20 protein-coding genes are annotated in these 18966 nt (G+C 60.5%); 9 read left to right on the top strand and 11 right to left on the bottom strand.

Translation table 11 applies throughout. From position 1 onward, the window contains the following. Positions 1 to 97 precede the first annotated feature (97 nt). Positions 98 to 457, bottom strand: a complete 360-nt coding sequence (locus QP915_RS11375) for an FKBP-type peptidyl-prolyl cis-trans isomerase (protein ID WP_005323855.1) — start codon at positions 455 to 457, stop codon at positions 98 to 100. A 122-nt stretch (positions 458 to 579) separates the two neighbouring features. After that, positions 580 to 1872 (bottom strand): citrate synthase, encoded by a 1293-nt coding sequence (locus QP915_RS11370; protein ID WP_040425095.1) that lies wholly within the window; start codon positions 1870 to 1872, stop codon positions 580 to 582. 160 nt (positions 1873 to 2032) lie between these two features. Between QP915_RS11370 and serC the strand changes: the two genes are divergently transcribed. The 3 genes from serC (at position 2033) to QP915_RS11355 (ending at position 4973) form a co-directional block, all read left to right on the top strand. Continuing rightward, a complete protein-coding gene (serC, locus tag QP915_RS11365) occupies positions 2033 to 3151 on the top strand; it encodes a phosphoserine transaminase (protein ID WP_284767292.1) in 1119 nt (372 codons plus the stop codon). Between the two features lie 113 nt (positions 3152 to 3264). Further along, positions 3265 to 4140: a septation protein SepH gene (gene sepH / locus QP915_RS11360; RefSeq protein ID WP_284767291.1), complete on the top strand. Its 876-nt coding sequence runs from the start codon at positions 3265 to 3267 to the stop codon at positions 4138 to 4140. Positions 4141 to 4142: 2 nt separating this feature from the next. After that, positions 4143 to 4973, top strand: coding sequence for a DUF6928 family protein (locus QP915_RS11355; protein ID WP_284767290.1), 831 nt, complete (start codon positions 4143 to 4145; stop codon positions 4971 to 4973). Here QP915_RS11355 and QP915_RS11350 read toward each other — a convergent pair. Genes QP915_RS11350 through QP915_RS11340 form a run of 3 tightly spaced genes read right to left on the bottom strand, consistent with a single transcriptional unit; the run spans position 4934 to position 7871 of the window. Next, on the bottom strand, positions 4934 to 5740 hold the full coding sequence (locus QP915_RS11350; protein WP_284769406.1) for a TrmH family RNA methyltransferase: 807 nt from the start codon (positions 5738 to 5740) through the stop codon (positions 4934 to 4936). The genes QP915_RS11355 and QP915_RS11350 overlap by 40 nt on opposite strands. Before the next feature lie 9 nt (positions 5741 to 5749). Further along, positions 5750 to 7153: an NCS2 family permease gene (locus QP915_RS11345; RefSeq protein WP_239279174.1), complete on the bottom strand. Its 1404-nt coding sequence runs from the start codon at positions 7151 to 7153 to the stop codon at positions 5750 to 5752. Positions 7154 to 7202: 49 nt separating this feature from the next. Continuing rightward, positions 7203 to 7871, bottom strand: coding sequence for a DUF3027 domain-containing protein (locus QP915_RS11340; protein ID WP_284769405.1), 669 nt, complete (start codon positions 7869 to 7871; stop codon positions 7203 to 7205). A gap of 38 nt (positions 7872 to 7909) precedes the next feature. Between QP915_RS11340 and QP915_RS11335 the strand changes: the two genes are divergently transcribed. Together QP915_RS11335 and QP915_RS11330 are read left to right on the top strand one after the other, a co-directional pair. Then, positions 7910 to 8674, top strand: coding sequence for a glutaminyl-peptide cyclotransferase (locus QP915_RS11335; RefSeq protein ID WP_284769404.1), 765 nt, complete (start codon positions 7910 to 7912; stop codon positions 8672 to 8674). Positions 8675 to 8680: 6 nt separating this feature from the next. Further along, positions 8681 to 9259 (top strand): DUF2771 domain-containing protein, encoded by a 579-nt coding sequence (locus QP915_RS11330; protein WP_284769403.1) that lies wholly within the window; start codon positions 8681 to 8683, stop codon positions 9257 to 9259. On the opposite strand, the gene QP915_RS11325 is transcribed toward QP915_RS11330, so the two are convergent. After that, complete coding sequence (locus QP915_RS11325) at positions 9256 to 9636, bottom strand: cold-shock protein (RefSeq protein WP_005323875.1); 381 nt, start codon at positions 9634 to 9636, stop codon at positions 9256 to 9258. The two genes, QP915_RS11330 and QP915_RS11325, sit on opposite strands and share 4 nt — an antisense overlap. A 321-nt stretch (positions 9637 to 9957) precedes the next feature. Here QP915_RS11325 and QP915_RS11320 point away from each other — a divergent pair, with 321 nt between their 5' ends. Then, complete coding sequence (locus QP915_RS11320) at positions 9958 to 10587, top strand: resuscitation-promoting factor Rpf1 domain-containing protein (protein WP_284769402.1); 630 nt, start codon at positions 9958 to 9960, stop codon at positions 10585 to 10587. A gap of 85 nt (positions 10588 to 10672) precedes the next feature. Here the strand turns inward: QP915_RS11320 and QP915_RS11315 are convergent, their stop codons facing one another. After that, on the bottom strand, positions 10673 to 10858 hold the full coding sequence (locus QP915_RS11315; protein ID WP_005329460.1) for a hypothetical protein: 186 nt from the start codon (positions 10856 to 10858) through the stop codon (positions 10673 to 10675). Between the two features lie 66 nt (positions 10859 to 10924). Here QP915_RS11315 and QP915_RS11310 point away from each other — a divergent pair, with 66 nt between their 5' ends. The 3 genes from QP915_RS11310 to QP915_RS11300 are packed head-to-tail and all read left to right on the top strand — an operon-like array spanning position 10925 to position 15182. Then, the gene (locus QP915_RS11310; protein ID WP_284769401.1) at positions 10925 to 12940 is read left to right on the top strand and encodes a helicase-associated domain-containing protein; all 2016 of its coding nucleotides are present in this window, start codon (positions 10925 to 10927) and stop codon (positions 12938 to 12940) included. After that, positions 12937 to 14562 (top strand): DNA repair helicase XPB, encoded by a 1626-nt coding sequence (locus tag QP915_RS11305; protein WP_284769400.1) that lies wholly within the window; start codon positions 12937 to 12939, stop codon positions 14560 to 14562. The genes QP915_RS11310 and QP915_RS11305 overlap by 4 nt, the downstream gene beginning before the upstream one ends. Next, positions 14559 to 15182, top strand: a complete 624-nt coding sequence (locus tag QP915_RS11300) for a DUF3239 domain-containing protein (RefSeq protein WP_284769399.1) — start codon at positions 14559 to 14561, stop codon at positions 15180 to 15182. Before QP915_RS11305 ends, QP915_RS11300 begins: the two co-directional genes overlap by 4 nt. On the opposite strand, the gene QP915_RS11295 is transcribed toward QP915_RS11300, so the two are convergent. The 4 genes from QP915_RS11295 to QP915_RS11280 form a co-directional block, all read right to left on the bottom strand. Continuing rightward, a complete protein-coding gene (locus QP915_RS11295) occupies positions 15179 to 15850 on the bottom strand; it encodes a DUF6880 family protein (protein ID WP_284769398.1) in 672 nt (223 codons plus the stop codon). The two genes, QP915_RS11300 and QP915_RS11295, sit on opposite strands and share 4 nt — an antisense overlap. 158 nt (positions 15851 to 16008) lie before the next feature. Further along, positions 16009 to 17262 (bottom strand): HNH endonuclease signature motif containing protein, encoded by a 1254-nt coding sequence (locus QP915_RS11290; RefSeq protein ID WP_284769397.1) that lies wholly within the window; start codon positions 17260 to 17262, stop codon positions 16009 to 16011. A 183-nt stretch (positions 17263 to 17445) separates the two neighbouring features. Next, positions 17446 to 18579 (bottom strand): hypothetical protein, encoded by a 1134-nt coding sequence (locus QP915_RS11285; RefSeq protein ID WP_284769396.1) that lies wholly within the window; start codon positions 18577 to 18579, stop codon positions 17446 to 17448. Then, a complete protein-coding gene (locus tag QP915_RS11280; RefSeq protein ID WP_239279157.1) occupies positions 18579 to 18806 on the bottom strand; it encodes a tRNA 2-thiouridine-synthesizing protein in 228 nt (75 codons plus the stop codon). Before QP915_RS11280 ends, QP915_RS11285 begins: the two co-directional genes overlap by 1 nt. Between the last annotated feature and the right edge of the window lie 160 nt (positions 18807 to 18966).

Genomic DNA, 18966 nt, shown 5'->3' with positions numbered 1-18966 from the left:
ATGCACTATCGGAATCAGGCCCTTGAGTCCCTCACCGCCTAGAATTAAACCAGTCCAACTTTTGGGGGCCAGTTCAAAACCCTGGGGCTGAGCGCTTTTAGTCAGCGCGGATGAGGTCAATAATAAAGACCAAGGTGCGGCCGGACAGCGGGTGCGCACCACCGGCGGGACCGTAGGCCTTTTCCGGCGGAATGATGAGCTTGCGGCGACCGCCCACCTTCATTCCCGGAATGCCCTCTTGCCAGCCGGCGATGAGACCGGTCAGCGGGAACTCGATGGACTGGCCACGGTCCCACGAGGAATCGAATTCTTGGTTGGTCTCGTATTCAGCGCCGACGTAGTGGACCTCCACTACGGCACCAGGCTGCGCCTCAGCACCGTCGCCGACGACGATGTCTTCTACGACAAGGTCCGTGGGCGCTGGGCCAGACTGGGCTTCAATAACAGGCTTATCCATGGGGATTATTCTCCTTGGGAAATCTAGTTTGTTCGTGCGGTCGCATTAAAAACCGAACCGAGCTGCACCTATTATAGGTGCTACCACCCGATTCGGCTTAATTAGGCAGACCGCAGAGCGCTTTAACGCTCGCTACGCGGGGTGACCTTACGCAGGGACTCGCCGGTGTAAATCTGGCGCGGACGGTTGATCTTGGTGTTGATCTCCAGCTGCTCGCGGTACTGTGCAATCCAGCCCGGCAGGCGGCCGATGGCGAAGAGGACGGTGAAGAAGTCCGTCGGGAAGCCCATGGCGCGGTAGATCAGGCCGGTGTAGAAGTCCACGTTCGGGTAGAGCTTGCGGGAGACGAAGTAATCGTCATTCAGCGCAATATCTTCCAGCTTCATGGCCAGATCCAGCATTGGGTCGCCGCCCAAGTGCTCGATGATCTCGTGGGCGGTGTCCTTGACGATGGCCGCGCGTGGGTCGTAGTTCTTGTACACGCGGTGGCCAAAGCCCATGAGGCGAACGCCCTTTTCCTTATTCTTCACGCGGTTCATGAAGTCGGTAGCGTCACCATCGTGGTTGTTCTGGATATCTTCCAGCATCTCCAGAACGGCCTGGTTTGCGCCGCCGTGCAGCGGGCCGGACAGGGCGTTAATGCCGCCGGCGATGGAGACGAACATATTGGCCTGAGCGGAACCAATCATGCGCACGGTGGAGGTGGAGCAGTTCTGCTCGTGGTCAGCGTGCAGGATAAGCAGCTTATCCAGGGCCTTAGCTACAACCGGGTCAACCTCGTACTCCTCGGTGGGGTAGCCGAACATCATGCGCAGGAAGTTCTCGCGGGCGTTCAGGCTATTATCCGGGTACATATAAGGCTTGCCCTGGGAAGCGCGGTAAGCATACGCAGCCAGCATTGGAACCTTAGCCAGCAGGCGGACGGTGGCCTTATCCAGCTGCTCTGGGTCCAGCGGGTTGAGCTGATCCTGGTAGTACGCGGAAAGAATGTTAAGGGAGGAAGCCAGCACGGCCATTGGGTGCGCGTTGCGCGGGAAGATATTGAACGCGGCCTTGAAGTCCTCATCCAACAGGGTGTGGTGGCGGATTTCGCGGTTAAAGTGGCTGAGCTCTTCCTCGTTAGGCAGGTGTCCCTTAATCAGCAGGTAAGAAACCTCATTGAACGTGGCGTTTTCCGCAAGGTCCGCGATATCGTAGCCGCGGTGGCGCAGGATACCCTCTTCGCCGTTAATGAAGGTGATCTTGGACTCGGTGGAACCGGTGGAGGTATAACCAGGGTCGAAAGTAACGAGTCCGGTCTCGTTACGGAGCTTGGAGATGTCAAAGCCAGAGTCGCCCTCGGTGGACTGCTTGATGTCCATCTCGTACTCGCCGCCTGGGTACTGGAGCACTACCTTGTTGTCTTCAGAAGCCACGGAAGTTCCTTTCTCTATGTGCAGAGTCACTATTAAGCACTAACTTAAAGAAGTTAGCTTGATACCTCTTCACACTTTAGCAAACTTTGTGACGCCGCCTACAAGTTTCAGTCAGCTAAAATAACTGCCGTTCGACCGGAACTGTTCTACACTTGCACGCATGAGCACTCCAGAACTTACGCTGCCCACCGACCTCCTGCCTGCCGACGGCCGCTTTGGCTGCGGCCCCTCCAAGGTTCGCCCCGACCAGCTTGCGGCCATTGACCCCGCGGTCATGGGCACTTCTCACCGCCAGCCGGCAGTGAAGAACCTCGTAGGTTCGGTGCGTGAAGGTTTAAGCGATCTCTTCTCCCTGCCAGAGGGATACGAGATTGTCCTTTCTCTGGGCGGCGCTACTGCCTTCTGGGATGCTGCCACCTTCGGCCTTATTGAACGCCACTCCGCCCACCTCACCTTTGGCGAGTTTTCCACTAAATTTGCCAAGGCCGCCGCGGGTGCACCCTGGCTCGATGCCCCATCCATCGTGGAAGCCCCCGTGGGCACGGCGCCCGACCCACGCGAACTCTCCGCGGAGGCGGACGTCGTCGCTTGGGCACACAATGAAACCTCCACCGGTGCGATGGCAGAAGTCACCCGCCCGCACCCCCGCAATGATCAACAGCTGGTGGTCGTGGACGCCACTTCCGGCGCGGGTGGTCTGCCCGTGCACATCTCCGATACGGATGTCTACTATTTCTCGCCACAAAAGTGCTTTGCTTCCGACGGCGGCCTGTGGCTCGCCGCCATGTCCCCCGCCGCGCTGGAGCGGATTGAGAAAATCAACGCCTCCGAGCGCTATATCCCCAACTTCCTCAACCTGCAGACAGCAGTAGATAACTCCCGCAAGAACCAGACCTATAACACCCCGGCAATCGCCACCCTGCTCATGCTGAACAACCAGGTCCAGTGGATGAATGCCAACGGCGGCCTGGACGGCATGGTTGAGCGCACTACGGATTCCTCCACCACGCTGTATAACTGGGCCGAATCCCGCCCGGAGACCACTCCCTTCGTCGCGGCGCCTGCGTCCCGCTCGCTCGTGGTGGGCACCATCAACTTCGCAGAGTCCGTCGATGCCGCAGCGCTCGCCGCCACCCTGCGCGCTAACGGCATCGTGGACGTGGAGCCGTACCGCAAGTTGGGCCGTAACCAACTGCGCATCGGCATGTTCCCGGCTATTGAGCCGGCTGATATCGCCAAGCTGACCCAGTGCATCGACTACGTCTTGGATGCGAATTAACGCCTCACCCCTCAACATGCCCCGCCGCCTCGCAGGCTGCGGGGCATATTCACGTTATAGTTGAATGCATCACAGATTTGTCCGCCGTCGATAGGCAAAAGGAGCGCCCTATTATGCGCGAGCTGTTCCCAGTTGACAGTGAGTCGACCGAAACCTCTTTGGTGCTGCGCACCGAAGACGGCGAAGAGTTTTTCCTCTCCATCACCGATGAGCTGCGTGAGGCCCTGCAGGGCGAGCAGGAGGAAACCCCGGAAGAGGAACCGGCGGCTCCGGCCATCAGCCTGGCCAAGCCCACCAAACCGGAACCGGTGGAAGAGACAAAGATCCGCCCGGCGGAGATCCAAAACCGCATTCGCGCCGGCGCCTCTGCGGCGGAGCTGGCGGAAGAAATGGGCGTGACCGAATCTCGCATCGAGCCCTTCGCCTACCCGGTCATGCTGGAGCGCAACCGAATCGCGGAGATTGCCAAGCAGGCCCACCCGGTCCGCGAGGACGGGCCGGCCAAGCTCACCTTGTGGGAGGTTCTGGCCACCGCCTTTGCCGCCCGTGGGCACTCGCTCTCCGAGTCCACCTGGGATGCCTACCGCCACCAGGGCGAGGCCTGGATCGTGCGCGTGACGTGGAAGGCCGGCCTGTCCGAGAACGAGGCCGAGTGGTACTTCAAGCAGTCGATGTCCTCGCCTGCCACGGTGGAAGCACGTAACTCGGTGGCCGCCGACCTGACGGACCCGGATTTCGTGCAGCCGGTGCGCTCGCTGACCTCGCTGGGCAGCGGCCGCTATGACGAAGCTATCGATGGCGACCAGCCCAGCAACGTCACTGACCTCACCGCGCCAACCACCCCTCCGGAAGAGCCGGAGGAAGAGGAGTTCTTGCAGAACCCCTCGCCAGAAGAAAAGCCCACCAAGCGCCGCCGCAAAGCCGTCACCCCGCATTGGGAGGACGTGTTGCTCGGCGTTCGCTCCAATACCAAGCGCCCTAGGGACTAATCGTGGACATCTCTCACGCAGTACTTACTCTCTGGTACATCTCTCAGCCCAATGCGGAAGAGGTGTTGAAAACCGAGCCCAAGGCAGACCGCGGCTTTGGGCGGAAGTTCCTCGCCCAGCTAGATCCCACTTTCCCGGTCACACCGATTGGGCAATTCCCGCTCAACCGCTCCGCGCAGACGGATCCAAACGAGTACTACATCGGCGGCTACCCCGGCATCACCGTGGTGCAAACGGTGTGTGAAGGCGACTCTGTCCTCCTGTCTCAGCTGCCGGACACGCTGCTCAACGCGGTGCCCGCCCAGCGGGTTATCGCGCTGGCAAGCAACGAGAAGGAAGGCTACGCCGGCTTTGCGCTCTGGGAGGGCGGCGAGCTCAAGCGCTGCCTCTGCGCTACCCGCGAGCACCTTTATGAAGACACCGGCTTGCCCGAACCTTTCGAGGCTCCTTATTGGGCGGGCGAAAAATACGAGCCGCTCGGCGGTATTTCCCTGCCATTCGAGCCGCTCGGCATCATGGAAGCAGCCCAGGAATACTGGCTTGGCATTGAGGTCGGGCACGATGGCCCTGATCTCGACGTCGTGGGCTACGCGGTCGATGGCCGCCCAGAGCCGAAAATCGACCCGCCGAAGCCCAAGCGGACCGTTGGCGAGCTAGCGGCGCAATCGGCCAATAAGCTGGGGCTCAACGATTACGACGACTACGAGGACCACAACGCCGAGCCGGAATCCACCGGCGAGGAAATTATCTCCACCGCCAAGCACTTGGGTTCGCTCCTTGGCAATTGGAGCGCTCAGACGTTTAAGTCGCTCAAGGAGCGCTGGCGCTCATAAAAGGAAATGGCGGCAGCGGTCGCCACATTAAGAGAATCGGTGCCAGGGGCCATCGGTATGCGTGCGCGTATATCGGTGGCCTTCATTGCGTGTTCGGTAAGGCCGGGGCCTTCCGCGCCGACGAGCATCGCCACCTTATCTAGGCCATGCATGGCCTCGGCCAAGTGCACAGCCTGGGGGTTGGGGGTTAAGGAAATGAGGGTAAAGGAGGCGTCGGCAAGCGCCTGCAATGAACGCTGCCAGGTAGTAAACCCGCCTTCTAAATGGGCAAAAGGCAAGCGCAGCACGTGCCCCATGGACACGCGCACCGAGCGCCGGTAGAGCGGATCCGCCGCACCGGAGCCCAGCAGCACCGCATCCACGCCCATGCCGGCGGCATGGCGGAAGATGGCGCCGATATTTTCATGATCGCCCACGCCCTCGAGCACGGCGATGGTCTTGGCGGATTCCACGATCTCGCTCACCTCCGGCTCCGGGGCGCGGTCCGCGGCAGCGACCAGCCCGCGGTGCATATCGAAGCCGGCTACCTCCGCTAGGGTCTCGCGAGAGACCTCGTAGATGGGGCACTCGGGTTCGCCATACTCGGAAATATAGGCCTCCACCTTCTTGGGAAAGCCCACGAGGCAGCGCATGGGGAACCGGGACTCGGCCAGCCGGGAGACCACCAGCGGGCCCTCAGCAATGACGAGACCCTCGCCAGACTTATCGGATTTGTTGAGGTTCCGAATATCGTTCAGGCGAGGGTCTGTGGGGTCAGTAATCAGCATGCCCTTAGGCTAGCCGATGGCATTGGAAATCGGATCCATGCCAAAGAAAATCACGAAGAGGCCAGCCAAGAGCCACATGATCCAGTGCACGTCCTTGGCCTTGCCGGCGAAGGTGGACATGAGCGCGAAGGAGATGAAGCCCACGCCGATGCCGTTGGCAATGGAATAGGTAAACGGCATGGTCACAATGGTCAGGAAGGCGGGGATGGCGATCTCCATCTTGGTCCAGCGGATCTCGGTCAGCTGCGCGGCCATCATCACGCCGACGATGACCAGCACCGGGGAGGCCGCCTCGATGGGCACGATTTCATACAGCGGCGTCAAGAACATCGCGGCGAGGAACAGCACACCGGTCATGAGGTTGGCCAGGCCGGTGCGGGCGCCATCGGCAATGCCGGCGGAGGAATCCGCAAAGACGGTATTGGAAGAAGCAGAGCCCAGGCCGCCGGCCACGGCGCCGAAGCCTTCAACGACGAGGGCCTTCTTCATATCGGGGAGGTTGCCGTCGGCGTCGACAAGCTTGCCTTGCTTGCCCAGGCCGGTCATGGTGCCCATCGCATCAAAGAAGTTGGTCAGCAACAGGGTAAAAATCAGCAGCACCGTGGAGACCACGCCGATCTTGGTAAACGCGCCCACCAGGTTCACATCGCCCACGATGGACAGATCCGGAATGCCGCCGAGCGCCTCCGGCTTCACCGGCGCGGCCATGCCCCAATCCTCGGAGCCGGTCAACGCCTGGATAATAAACGCGATGATGGTGGTCAGCACGATGGCGATGAAGAGCCCGCCCGGCACGTTCCGAATGACCATGAAGGAACAAATAATGAGGCCGATGACAAAAACCAGCGCCGGCCAAGTAGAAATCGAACCATTGATGCCCAGCCCCACCGGTACGGTGGTATTCGCAGCGTCCGGCACGCGGGTGACAAAGCCACCATCCACGAGGCCAATCATGGCGATGAACATGCCGATGCCCACGCCCATCGCCGCCTTCATGGACTGCGGGATGGCGTCAAAGACGGCGGTGCGGAAACCAGAAATGGCCAGCAGGACGATGATGATGCCCTCAATGACCACCAGGCCCATGGATTCTTGCCAGGTCAGCCCGCTGGTGGCGACCATGCTCACGCCCACGAAGGTATTCATACCCAAGCCTGCGGCCATGGCAAAGGGGTACTTGGCAATCGCGCCGAAAAGGATGGACATGACGCCGGCGACCAGCGCGGTGGCGGCGGCGACCTGTGGCACGCCTAGCGCGTAGCCTTCCGCGTCCTCGGTAGTACCGAGGATGAGCGGGTTCAAGAGGATGATATAGGCCATGGCGAAGAACGAGACCGTTCCCGCGCGTAGCTCGGTTCCAATGGAGGAACCACGTTCAGAGATATGGAAATAGCGATCGAGAGTGGCTTTCAACGCCTGCGCCTTTCACGTACAGCGAGTCTTACGCCATAAGTGTGCTGCCTTAATCCTCGATTTCAAAATCCTGGAAGATGGGCTTTTCATCATCGAAGGCCACTTCCGGGGTCTTTTCTTCCCGCACGCGCGTCTGCGAATGCGCACCGCAGCCATAGCGCGAGTGCACCACCCGGCCGTCCGCCGAGTACTCATTGGCACAGACGCCGTAGTTGTCCATCAGCTGCACATAAAACGCACAGGTGCGGCACTGCAGGCGCGCCTTGGCCGCCATATCCGTATTTGGGCCGAACTCGGTGCGCCAACGCTTCTTGGCGTCTTCCAAGCCGGACGTGGATAGGTTATCCCCGTCCAGGCGGGAATCATCCACGGCCGGTGGCATCAGGTCTCCGGGTCCAAGGTCGCCGGGCCGCACGCGGTCCTCATAGGGCACCCATTCCGGCGGCTGCAGGGCCTCCCCGCCCGGCACCAACGCCACCTCATTGACGGTGACGTAGCGCGATCCCTCCGCGCAGGCGAGCACCGCCTGCCATTCCCAGCCGGGGTAGCCAGGCATCTCTGCTTCGAATCGGTGGGTAGCAACGTTTCGGCCCATCCCGGCGACGCCGATATGCTTGCCGACGCCCCCTTCCCCCACCTCATCCAGCGCCTCGCGCGCGATGCGCACGGCGCGAGAATCGATCAACGGATTTGCTTTTCGCTTACTCACGCCCCTCATTATTCATTATGGAGCGCACCCGGTGGTACATATGGTGCATGTCGTTTCTTTCCCGCGCCGCCTGCATTCTCCTCCCCTGCACGCTCGTTGCCTGTTCCTCTACCCCAGCTGAACCCGAAGTAGAACACCTCTCCGTCGAGGTCCTCGGCACCGCTTCCTTGCCGCCCAATTCCTTTACTCAGGGCCTCGAAACCGATCCGGACGGCAACCTGCTCTTGGGCACCGGCCAGTGGGGCGAATCCCGCTTGGAGCGCTTCTCCCCCGAAACCGGCGAAACCTTGGCCGAAACACGCCTGGATAGCAGCTACTTTGGCGAGGGCATCACCCAAGCCGGCGATTCCATCTGGCAGCTGACCTGGAAGTCCGGCCAAGCCCTGAAATACGACCACGACCTGCGCCAAGTAGATACCGCCACCTACTCGGGCGAGGGCTGGGGCCTGTGCAATACCGGCGAGGATCTCCTCATGTCCGATGGCTCCGCGACCCTGCGGCACATGGACCCAGAGACCTTCGCGCAGCGCTCCACTACCGACGTCACCCTAGAGGGAAAGCCCCTCGAAGACATCAATGAACTCGAGTGCGTGGGCGATGCCGTCTACGCCAATGTGTGGATGGATGACAACATCTACCGCATCGATCCCTCCACCGGCCGAGTAACCGCCATAATCTCCACCGACGCGATTGATAAGTCCCGCTATACCGACCCCGATGATGTCCTCAACGGCATCGCACACATCACAGACGATGAGTTCTGGCTTACCGGCAAGCGGTGGGAAGAACTCTTCCACGTTCGAGTAAGGTAAAGGCCCATGGCAACCCGTAAGGAAGCAAGGAAAAAGTCGCTGCTGCAGATCTTGGCCCTCATCGTGGTCGTGGCGGTCATCGTCGCCGCCGTAGTGATCTTCCAAAACTGGTGGAACCAGCGCCCGGGTCCCGATCCCCGCGACATCACGGTCACCGCCTCCGTGGGCGATAAGTCCATCGACGTCGCCCCGTACATTACATGCGAGCCCGGCACCGAGTGCCCGGAAGGCGAGGTCCCGAACCTCACCGTGGGGGACAATGACACCCTCAAGCTCGATATTCCCGAAGAAATCTCCGACCACGAGTGGAAGATTCTTTCCATCTACGATGACCCCGCCGCCAACGATGAAACCGCGCACGGCGCAAACGAGACCACCGAGGTATCGATCCCCGGCTCGGTAGAACCCATCAAGGCCTCTACCGGCAAGCGCCCCCGACTCAAGGTGGTGGAGATTTCCTCCATGATGATCGGCACCGATGACAACGGCGACGAAACCCCCTTGGCCACCGTGTGGTCGCTGACCACGATGACCGATAAAGAACGAGAAGCCTCCGCGGAGGAATCCACGAAGGCTTCTAATTAGCTATCCAAATCCTTCGCGATTGCGCGGAGGATTTCTGCTACCTGGCGCCCAGTCTTGCGCTCCGGGTAACGACCGGAATTGAGCACCGGCTGAATCTGCGACTCCAGCAAGGTCATTACGTCAGAGACCATGCTGCCGAGCTCTTCCGGCTTGCGGGCCGGCGTGCGGCGACGCGGCTTATCCAATACCTTGACCCGCAGCGCCTGCGGACCGCGGCGCCCGGCCGCGAAGTCGAAGTCGATGCGCTGGCCGGGGAACAGTTCCTCTACCCCCTTGGGCAGCACGTTGCGGCCAACATAAACGTCTTCATCGCCCGGGTTGCTGACGAAACCGAAACCTTTCTCGGCGTCATACCACTTCACTTTGCCAATAGGCATAGGTACCCACCTCTTCTCTAGGGGAAAATCTTTATTTTAGCCGCCTGGTCAAAACAACAGAAGTCGCGCACTCTGCCGCGACACACCCGCGTTACATGACACAGATCACAGATTATTGCTCACCTGCAAAAACACCCCCTCACCCACCACATTTGTCCCATTTCTTTCCCGTTTAGTGCCCATAACGTGACACTTTCGTTATAAACCGCTACGCTGTCCCCCAGACACTTAAGAGCCGTTAAGAAAGTTGCCCTCGCCCGCCCTTTCTTTTTGGTACATAATTTTTGCACTTAATGCGGGCACACAGAGAGGACTAACTACATGGGACGCCACTCCGCTAAGAACCGTATGGCCGCTAAATTCACCGCCGGCACCGTCGCCTTCGGCGCCGCCGCTGCCATCATGGCACCGACCGCATCCGCTGCCCCAGATTCCGACTGGGACCGTCTGGCACAGTGCGAGTCCGGCGGCAACTGGCACATCAACACCGGCAACGGCTACCAGGGCGGACTGCAGTTCAACCCGCAGACCTGGCAGGCTAACGGTGGCGGCGAGTTCGCCGCTACCGCCGATCAGGCTTCCCGCGAGCAGCAGATTGTCGTTGCTGAGCGCGTGCTCGCATCCCAGGGCTGGGGCGCATGGCCGGCTTGCTCCGCTTCCCTCGGCCTGAACTCCGCTCCAACCCAGCGCACCGCTCCGTCCGCTGCACCTAAGGCTCCGGCCCAGGCACCGGCTCCGGTCAAGCAGGCTGCTTCCCAGAAGTCCGATGAGCTGGCTGTTGATGCTCTGTACAACACCATCAAGAACGCCGCTAACTCCTACGGCCTGGCACTGCCTGCGCAGTTCACCGAGCTGTACAAGGCTAACCGCCACGACTTCAACAACTTCTACTCTGCCAACCGCAACGTCATCGACCCGATTGCGCAGATGATTGAGAACATCACTCGCTAATACATAGCGATAAAGGGCCCATTGCAATAGCAATGGGCCCTTTTTGTATGAAAGAAAAATCCCCGCACCAAGGCGGGGACATACTCTAGCGATTGATGCGAGTATAAGGGTGAACGTAGTTCAGCTTCTCTGCCGGCATCGGCAAGATCAGATCATCGCCGTAGGGGCTGGACGCACCAGCAAAAGGCGCAGAGATTTCCGTGATTGCGTGCTCGCGATTTTCGTTCTTCGGCCAAGCCGGGGAAACGTGACCCTTCTTCTGATTCGACATAGCCCTTATTATTTCAAACCTTGCGCAAAAACGTAACTCAAACGATAACTAAACTGGGGTGACATCATGACTCAGTCTTCCCACCTCCCGCATTTCCGCACGTGGCTCGCCTCCCTTGAGGAAGAAGAGCTCGCCATCATCCTCCGCAACCGGCCGGATGTACTCAATCCGCTACCCCCGAGCATCGCCGCGCTCGCTACCCGCCTGCTCCTGCGCACCTCCATCGCTCGGGCTTTAATGAACTGCACTGCACGGCAGCTTGCGGAAATTGAAGACATCGCACGCCGCGGAGGAGAACTCGAAGAGGTAGAAGACCTTAATCCGGATATCACCCGCCAGCTCAAGGAGCGCGGCCTAGCCTACGGCAACATCCTCATCCCACCCGAGGTCATGCCTGCCCTTCCCACGGGCTGGTCCCTCCTCGACCAGGTCCAAGTCAGCCCGGAGGACATCGCCGAGCTGCCGGACGAAGAACGGAAGGTCCTCGAGACCCTATCGCGCTCCAATGGCCTGGGCACCACGCGGGATGCGGCCATCGATGCGGATCCGGCCCGGCCGATTCCGCGGCTCATCGCCAAGCAGCTGCTCCAGCGCGTGGACGCCACCACCGTCCGCCTGCCGCGCGCCGTGCACCTTGCGCTCAACGGCAAGCCCACCGCCCCAATCCCAGTAGAGGGAATCACCGAATCCCCCGCCCCGGATTCCAAGGCCGATGATGCCGGTACCGCGGCCGGCCTTTCCGCTGTGCGCGGCATGCAGCGCGTCATTGACGCCCTAGGCGCACGGCCGATAGAACTGCTCAAGGACAAGACCGTCGGCGTTCGCCAACTCACCAACCTGAGCAAAACCCTCACTATCGATGAAGGAGAGCTGCGTCGCCTCATTGAGCTCGGCATGAGCGCCCGCCTGCTCAGCCGCGGCGAACCGAAAAACTCCGACGGCAATTTCCTCGCGCCAACGGAGCTCGCCCAGGCCTGGCTCGACGCGAGCCTCGCCGAAAAGTGGCAGGTCCTGCTCGAGGCGTGGACTGCCTCCCCATGGACCAAGGAAGGCCGCACGCTAGCGCACACCAACGACCGGCTGCCGGAATTTAGACAAAATGTCCTGCAGGTCTACCTGCGCGGGGCGAAGCCCAGCTTCGAGGAGTCCCTACGCTTCCACTTTCCGCTCTTTGCCACGCACACTTCGGACGAGACCATCGCCGAACTCCGCGCGGAAGCCGAGTGGATCGGCGCCATTGCCCTTGAGCGCCCCACCAGCGTGCTTATCGACGGCCCCGAAGCCGCCACCCGCCTCACCCCCGACACGGTCGATTACTTCCTCATCCAAGCGGATATGACCGTCCTGGTTCCCGGCCCGCTCGATCCGGAGACCCACCAGCGGCTCGAATCCGTCGCCGACCTCGAGTCCCCTGGCCTGGCCAGTGTCTACCGCATCTCGGACGCTTCCCTGCGCCGCGGGCTCGATCGTGGCATGACTGGGGAGGAAATCCTGGACTTTTTCGCCGCCCACGGGGAGGTGCCGCAGACGCTGGAGTTCCACATCGGGGACGTCGCCAAGCGCCATGGCACCCTGCGCTCCGGCCCGGCGCTGTCCTACCTGCGCAGCGAGGACCCGGCTCTCCTCCAGATTGCGCTCAAGACAGCGCCCTTGCGCCTGCTCGCGCCCACCGTCGCGGTATCCCAATTGCCGGTGCACGACCTGCTGGAGCGCCTGCGCGAGCACGGACTCTCTCCAGCGGCCGAGGACGAAAGCGGCGCCAGCCTCACCGTCGCGCCCGAACCGGCCACCCTGCCGACGCCCACCGCCCGGCGAGCCACCGCTTCCCCGGACATCGCGAAGGCCATGCGCACCCTGCGCGACGACGCCGCGCCTACTACTCCCAGCCTCGACATAGTCCACGCCGCCGCGCGCACTGCCCGGCCGATCACCATCGGCTATGCGGACAAAAACGGCAACGAAAAGAAACGCACCGTCACCCCGCTGACCGTGGCGGGAGGGCAAATCGACGCTCGCGCGGCCGATGGCTCTACCATCCGGTTTCCCTTGCACCGAATCACCTCCGTTACGCTGGAGCCATGAACGGACCATTGATTGTGCAGTCGGATAAGACCGTCCTGCTCGAGGTGGATCACGCCCAAGCCGCTGAGGCCCGCGCCGCGCTCGCTCCCTTTGCGGAGCTCGAGCGCGCCCCCGAGCACGTGCACACCTACCGCATCACCCCGCTCGCGCTGTGGAATGCCCGCGCGGCCGGGCACGACGCCGAGCAGGTCGTCGATGTCCTGGAAAACTACTCCCGCTTCCCAGTCCCCCAAGCCCTGCTTGTCGACGTCGCCGAAACCATGTCCCGCTACGGCCGCGTCCGCCTCCACACCCACCCGGCCCACGGCCTCATCCTCGAGTCCGATGAGCCGCCCATCCTGGAAGAACTTACCCGCGGAGCTACCGGAAAACTCCTCGGCGCTCGCATCGACGAGAACTCCATCGCCGTCCCGCCCTCCGAGCGCGGCCGCCTTAAACAAGCCCTCCTCAAGGCCGGCTGGCCGGCAGAAGATCTCGCCGGCTACGTCGATGGCGAGTCTCATCCCATCGCCCTCAATCACGACGGCTGGCAGCTACGCGACTACCAGCAGTACGCTACCGAAGCCTTCTGGTCCGGCGGCTCCGGCGTCGTCGTGCTCCCATGCGGCGCCGGCAAAACCATCGTCGGCGCCGCTGCGATGGCCAAGGCGGAATCCACCACGCTCATCCTGGTCACCAATACCGTCGCCGGCCGCCAATGGCGCGACGAGCTCCTGCGCCGCACCACCCTGACCGAAAACGAAATAGGCGAATACTCCGGCGAAAAGAAGGAAATCAAGCCCATCACCATCGCCACCTACCAAGTGGTCACCCGCAAAACCAAGGGCGAATACCGCGCCCTCGAGCTCTTCGATTCCCGCGACTGGGGCCTCATCATCTACGACGAGGTCCATCTCCTTCCCGCCCCGGTGTTCCGCATGACGTCGGACCTGCAATCGCGGCGTCGGCTAGGGCTTACCGCTACCCTCGTGCGCGAGGACGGCCGCGAGGGCGACGTCTTCTCCCTCATCGGACCCAAGCGCTACGACGCCCCGTGGAAAGAACTCGAAATGGCCGGCTATATCGCCACCGCCGAATGCATCGAGGTCCGCGTGGATATGGACGCCGAGGAACGCATGCTGTATGCCACCGCCCAACCCCGCGACCGCTACCGCATCGCCGCCCAAGCCGCCGCAAAGCTCCGTGCGGTGGACAAGATCCTGGCGCGCCACCCAAAGCAGGCGCTCATCATCGGCGGTTACGTTGACCAGCTCAAGGAGCTCGGCGCACATCTCGACGCCCCCGTTATCGACGGCTCCACCTCCACCGCCAAGCGCGAGCGCCTCTTCCAACAATTCCGCGACGGCACACTTCCTGTTCTCGTGGTGTCCAAGGTGGCCAATTTCTCCATCGATCTTCCCGAGGCAGCCCTAGCCATCCAGGTCTCCGGTACCTTCGGCTCCCGCCAAGAGGAGGCCCAACGCCTCGGCCGACTGCTGCGCCCCAAGGAAGAGGAAGCCCTCTTCTATTCGCTGGTCACCCGCGATAGCCTCGACGCGGACTACGCCGTGCACCGCCAGCGTTTCCTCGCCGAGCAGGGATATGCCTACCGGCTTATCGACGCACTAGACTTGGAACAATGAAAATCTTCAAGTTCGACGTAGACGAGTCCTTTGCCAAGGCCAATAACGAGCTCTTGCGCGATTCCAACCGCCTTCGCATCTCCGGCCTCGTGCTGGGCATCCTGCTCATCATCGGCGGCGCGGCCATCTGGTGGGGATTTTCCTGGGGCATTACCATCGGCCTCGGCATGATCCTCTTCGGAATCATGGTGGCCATCGTCGGCTTCGCCGCCGCCCGTAAAGTCGGCACCGCCCAGCAACTCTATGACTCCTATCCCCTTGCTCCGGCTGTCATCGCTGAGGTCAATGAACGCGACATGGTCCTGCTCGCCCTGGTCAACACCAACGTGGATCCTTCCCTGGCTCCCCGCTGGGCTGCATGCTTGCGCACCGTGACCGCTATTCCCGGCACCCAGCGCACCATAGGCACCAAGGTTCCCGTCGCCGCTGTGTCCGGCCGCGCGGACAACAACCACTGGCAGCAAATCACCCCTATGCCCATCGCGTGGGGCACCCCCGACGCCGAAACCGTCACCATTGCCCGGAAAGCCATCCCCCAAGATCAGTGGCAGCGTCTCGAGCGCGTCCGCAAGCGCCTTTCCGACGTAAAAGCTACGAAGTTCGACCTCCTAGTTCTCTAGGGCTCCACAAACCTTTCTGGATAAAGCATTACTTCTAGGAGCGGGTCCGGCCACTTGTTGAGAACTATCTGGGCGACCTCTTCCTCCCTTTCGGGGAAATGATCCCTCGCTAGTTCCACCCAGAATTGCCCGCAGGACCGCGCCTGCCAATCTGGATCAGATTCGGTTCCACGCTTCGCGTACTCCCACGCAGCGTCATACTCACCGATTTCTTCTAAGGCTTTAGCTGTCTCTTCGAAATAAACCGCGTAGCTACCCTCAGCCAAGTGCGTACGAATGATTGCTTCGACGTCTTGATCTAAAACCGCAAAGCGCTTCTCCATATACTTGCGGCGGATAACATCTGCGTTTTCCGTCCAAGCGCGCGCCCGAGCCAGGCCGTCTTCTCCGAGGACCGTTGAATATGCAACAGGGTCAAGATCGAAGTAATCAACCTCGTTGCTCTCATGGAAATCAATGAACCACTCGGCCAGCTCCTTTGGCGCAGGCTTGGCGCGCTGTGCGCTCTTAGCATGGAGCTCGATAAGCTCTTCAACAACCTCACTTAACATGCCAAGTGAGTCATCCGCATTGGCTATCACATCTACGGCAATCTCCAGCGCTTCTTGCACAACCGAGAATACTTGGGCTGGATCCTCCGAAGGGTCCTCCACGGCAAAATCGAGCACGCCAATTCCATTTTGCATTTTCAGTGCACGTCTAGCTGCCCGGTCCTCATCAAGAAAGGATCGGGTCCTACTCTGAAAAAATGGCAAGGCGATGGCAGCCAGTGAGCTCATCAGTTCGGCCTCCTCGGTAGGCTGTCAGCCCATTTTAACGGCATCCCCTACCCTTTGGAGGTCTTCCTTTCTGTTCGTTGTTGTTGGTGTGTGAGGTATTGGGCCCAGGTGTGGTTCCAGTGGGTGTGGTGTGTGGCTAGTGGTCCGGTGGGGTGGTCTAGTTGGTAGGTGCCGTCGCGGTGGAGCCAGGCGATGGTTCCGGTGATGGGGTCGAGGATGTAGTGGATTCTGCGGTCGGTTTTGATGTTGTGGTGGTGTTGGCAGAGGTTTACTAGATTATCTGGACTGGTAGGCCCGCCGAGGTGGTATTCGATGCGGTGGTCGAGTTGGCAGCGGGTGGCGGGGACGGTGCAGCCAGGCCAGCGGCAAGTGGCGTCGCGTCCTTGGGTGTAGGCGCGGATGTCGGTGCTGGGGGTGTAGGAGTCTGCCTCGTCGGCGTTGAGTCGGCGGATGAAGGTGTTGTCTGTGGGGGCGTGGTTGAGGTTTATCCATCCGGCACCGGGGTGAAAGACGAGGTTGGTGTCGGGGTTGGTGGTGAACGTGTTGATGGCAACACTGGTGTGGGTGTCTTCGAGGATGAGGTCGATGAGTGCTTGTGCTGCGGTGGTGGTGGTCTGGTTGGTGTAGGCGTCGATGTGGCGGGCGATAATCGTGGCGGTGGCACTATCGCAGGTCAAAGATAGTGTGGTGGTGTTATCCGGGTTGTAGTTAATGCGCAGTCGTGGTTCGGGTTGTTGTTCTTTGTCTTCGGGGCGCAGGTGGGTGTCGATGAAGGTGCGGATAAAGCGGCGCAGATCCGCGTCGGTGGGGACGGTTTGGTTGGGTGTGGTGGGGGTGAGGAAGTCTGCGAGTGCGGCGTCGATGGCTTCAAGATGCTCTGGGTTATCTTCAAGCCTGTTGAGTTCGCGATCGATGATGCGCAGTTTGATCAGGTCGAGTATCCAGTGCTGGCCTTGGACTTCGGTGACCAGGGGTAGTTGGCGCATGCGGAAGTGAGCACGCAGGAAACCTAGCAGCTTGTGGTAGGAGATGCCGAGGTCTTTGGCAAGGCTGGTCAGGCTCAGGTCAACATCCTCGTCTAATTGGGGGAGGATGGCGCGGTAGAGGAACCAGGAGGTTTTGCGTGTGTAGGTGCCGGCTTTGCCGATGTGGTTGCCGGGTGCGTTGGTGGTGTAGAACGCCTCCGGAACGTCTTGGTCGCCTTCGTTGTCGTAGCCCGCGTCGGGGTGGTCCGTGATGAGGAGGGCGTCTGGGTAGTCGAGGGTGGTATCTGGTTCGGGTGGGCTTAGTGTGGCAGTCATGGACGGGGCACTCCAGCAGAGAAGAACAGGGTTCGTATATGTTTTCTAACGAGCGCCTTTATAGTATCCCGGCTGGTGGACATGTGACCCCTGTGGGGGTGTTTATGTTCGAATAGGATACCCTAAATCCGCAGGGATCCCCAGAGTCGCACCACAACCGGCAACGGGGGTAAAAGCAATGGTTTAGGGTTGGGCGGCGTCGGCAAGCTGGTTGCGAATTTCAGGGCAGTCAGCAAACTTCCGCTGTAGGCGACCTAAGAAGTCCTCAAATAAAGCCGGCTCAGCTGCTTTCTGAACTTTCCCGAGCAACCCATACGCTTGGTCGCGACCATAGGCATCTTCTGTTTCCAGCTTCTCCTCGATAAGCTGCATAAGAACGGGAATGGTTTCGACCGGCAGGTGCGGAAGAAGTAGTTCTGCCACATTGCGTTGGAGTCCGGCGTCCGAGGCTGTCGCCCATGCTCGTTGCGGATCGCGTAGGCACTGATACTGAAACATTGCAAGATCCCAGGGCTTATCGCGCAGCCGAGCCTCGATGTGCTCCACTGCGCTATCCCCCACCGCCGCAGAAAGACCTTTCGCTGTCGAAAGCCGTGGAAACGCGTCGAATACTCGCTCATTGACGTAAGGGCTGCGGTGAGGAAAGTGGACGTCGGTAATCGCGGCCCAACCACCAGCAATGTTGAAGGTTTCCTCAGCGGGGAGGATTCGCATCGCTTCTTCCGAGTACGTGTAAGCAAGGTCGAACCGGCCGATCTCCGAAAGCCCGCTAATGAGCTGCTCATATCCGTCCGTGTGGGTACGAAATACCTCCTCTACAGAACCGGAAAGCACTGCTAACCGACGACCGACATACTCACCCTGCGCACGCTCGCGCAGCTCTTTGAGGCCTTCAGGTCCTAAAGCCTGCGCGTACTGTACGGGGTCGATATAAACCTGCTCCGCATACGGCGACTCGAGAACGCCCAAAAGCCACTCGACTAAGCGCAGCCCGTCGACCTGGGCCAATCGGGCGGCCTGAGGTAGTTCCTGGGCCAAGCGTTCCGCGCTCCAGATCACGGACCCAAATGGATCATTAGCCAGCGGCAACTGTAGCAGAACCTCTTCTAGCGCCCGTTGCGCGACCGGGAAGACATCGTAAGGCTCTATTGACTTGACGCCTTGGCTGGTCAGGTGTTGAGGCTCATCAATTGCCACATTCAAAAGCACACCGGCCTGCCACACCTGGTCGACGTACGCCCGTGAATCGTCAGGGTCAGTCAGATTCAAACCGGAGGGGTTTACAAGGGTGTTGGTTGCTTCGTCAAGCGTCTGCACTACTTCTGGCATTCCTTTAGATCCGCGAGAAACTCCTTAAGCGTTTCCGTGAGCTCCCAGATTTGGTTACGCTCCTCCTCAAACATGCGGTCAACGAGGAAATCCACGCCGACCAAATCATCCGGATGCAAGCTATCCAAATAAGCCAGGAGCTTATCGACGCCTTCGAGTCCAAGAATTCCTTGCTCGACCTGGTCCGCCACATAAGAAATTTGCTTTTGGTCCATGGTGAGGAGAATAGCAAAACGTGAAAAAGAAGGAGACGGTGGTTTGCCGTCTCCTTCTTGTTGTTCCAATATGAAGTTGTTTGTTGTTGTTTGGTGTCGGCGGTGACTTACTCTCCCACAACCTCCCGGTTGCAGTACCATCAGCGTGTGCAGGCTTAGC

It is taken from the genome of Corynebacterium sp. MSK158 (assembly GCF_030229085.1).
GTDB lineage: Bacteria > Actinomycetota > Actinomycetes > Mycobacteriales > Mycobacteriaceae > Corynebacterium.
The sequence above is the reverse complement of the archived record's forward strand: the minus strand, read 5'-3'. Positions and strand labels throughout refer to the sequence as shown.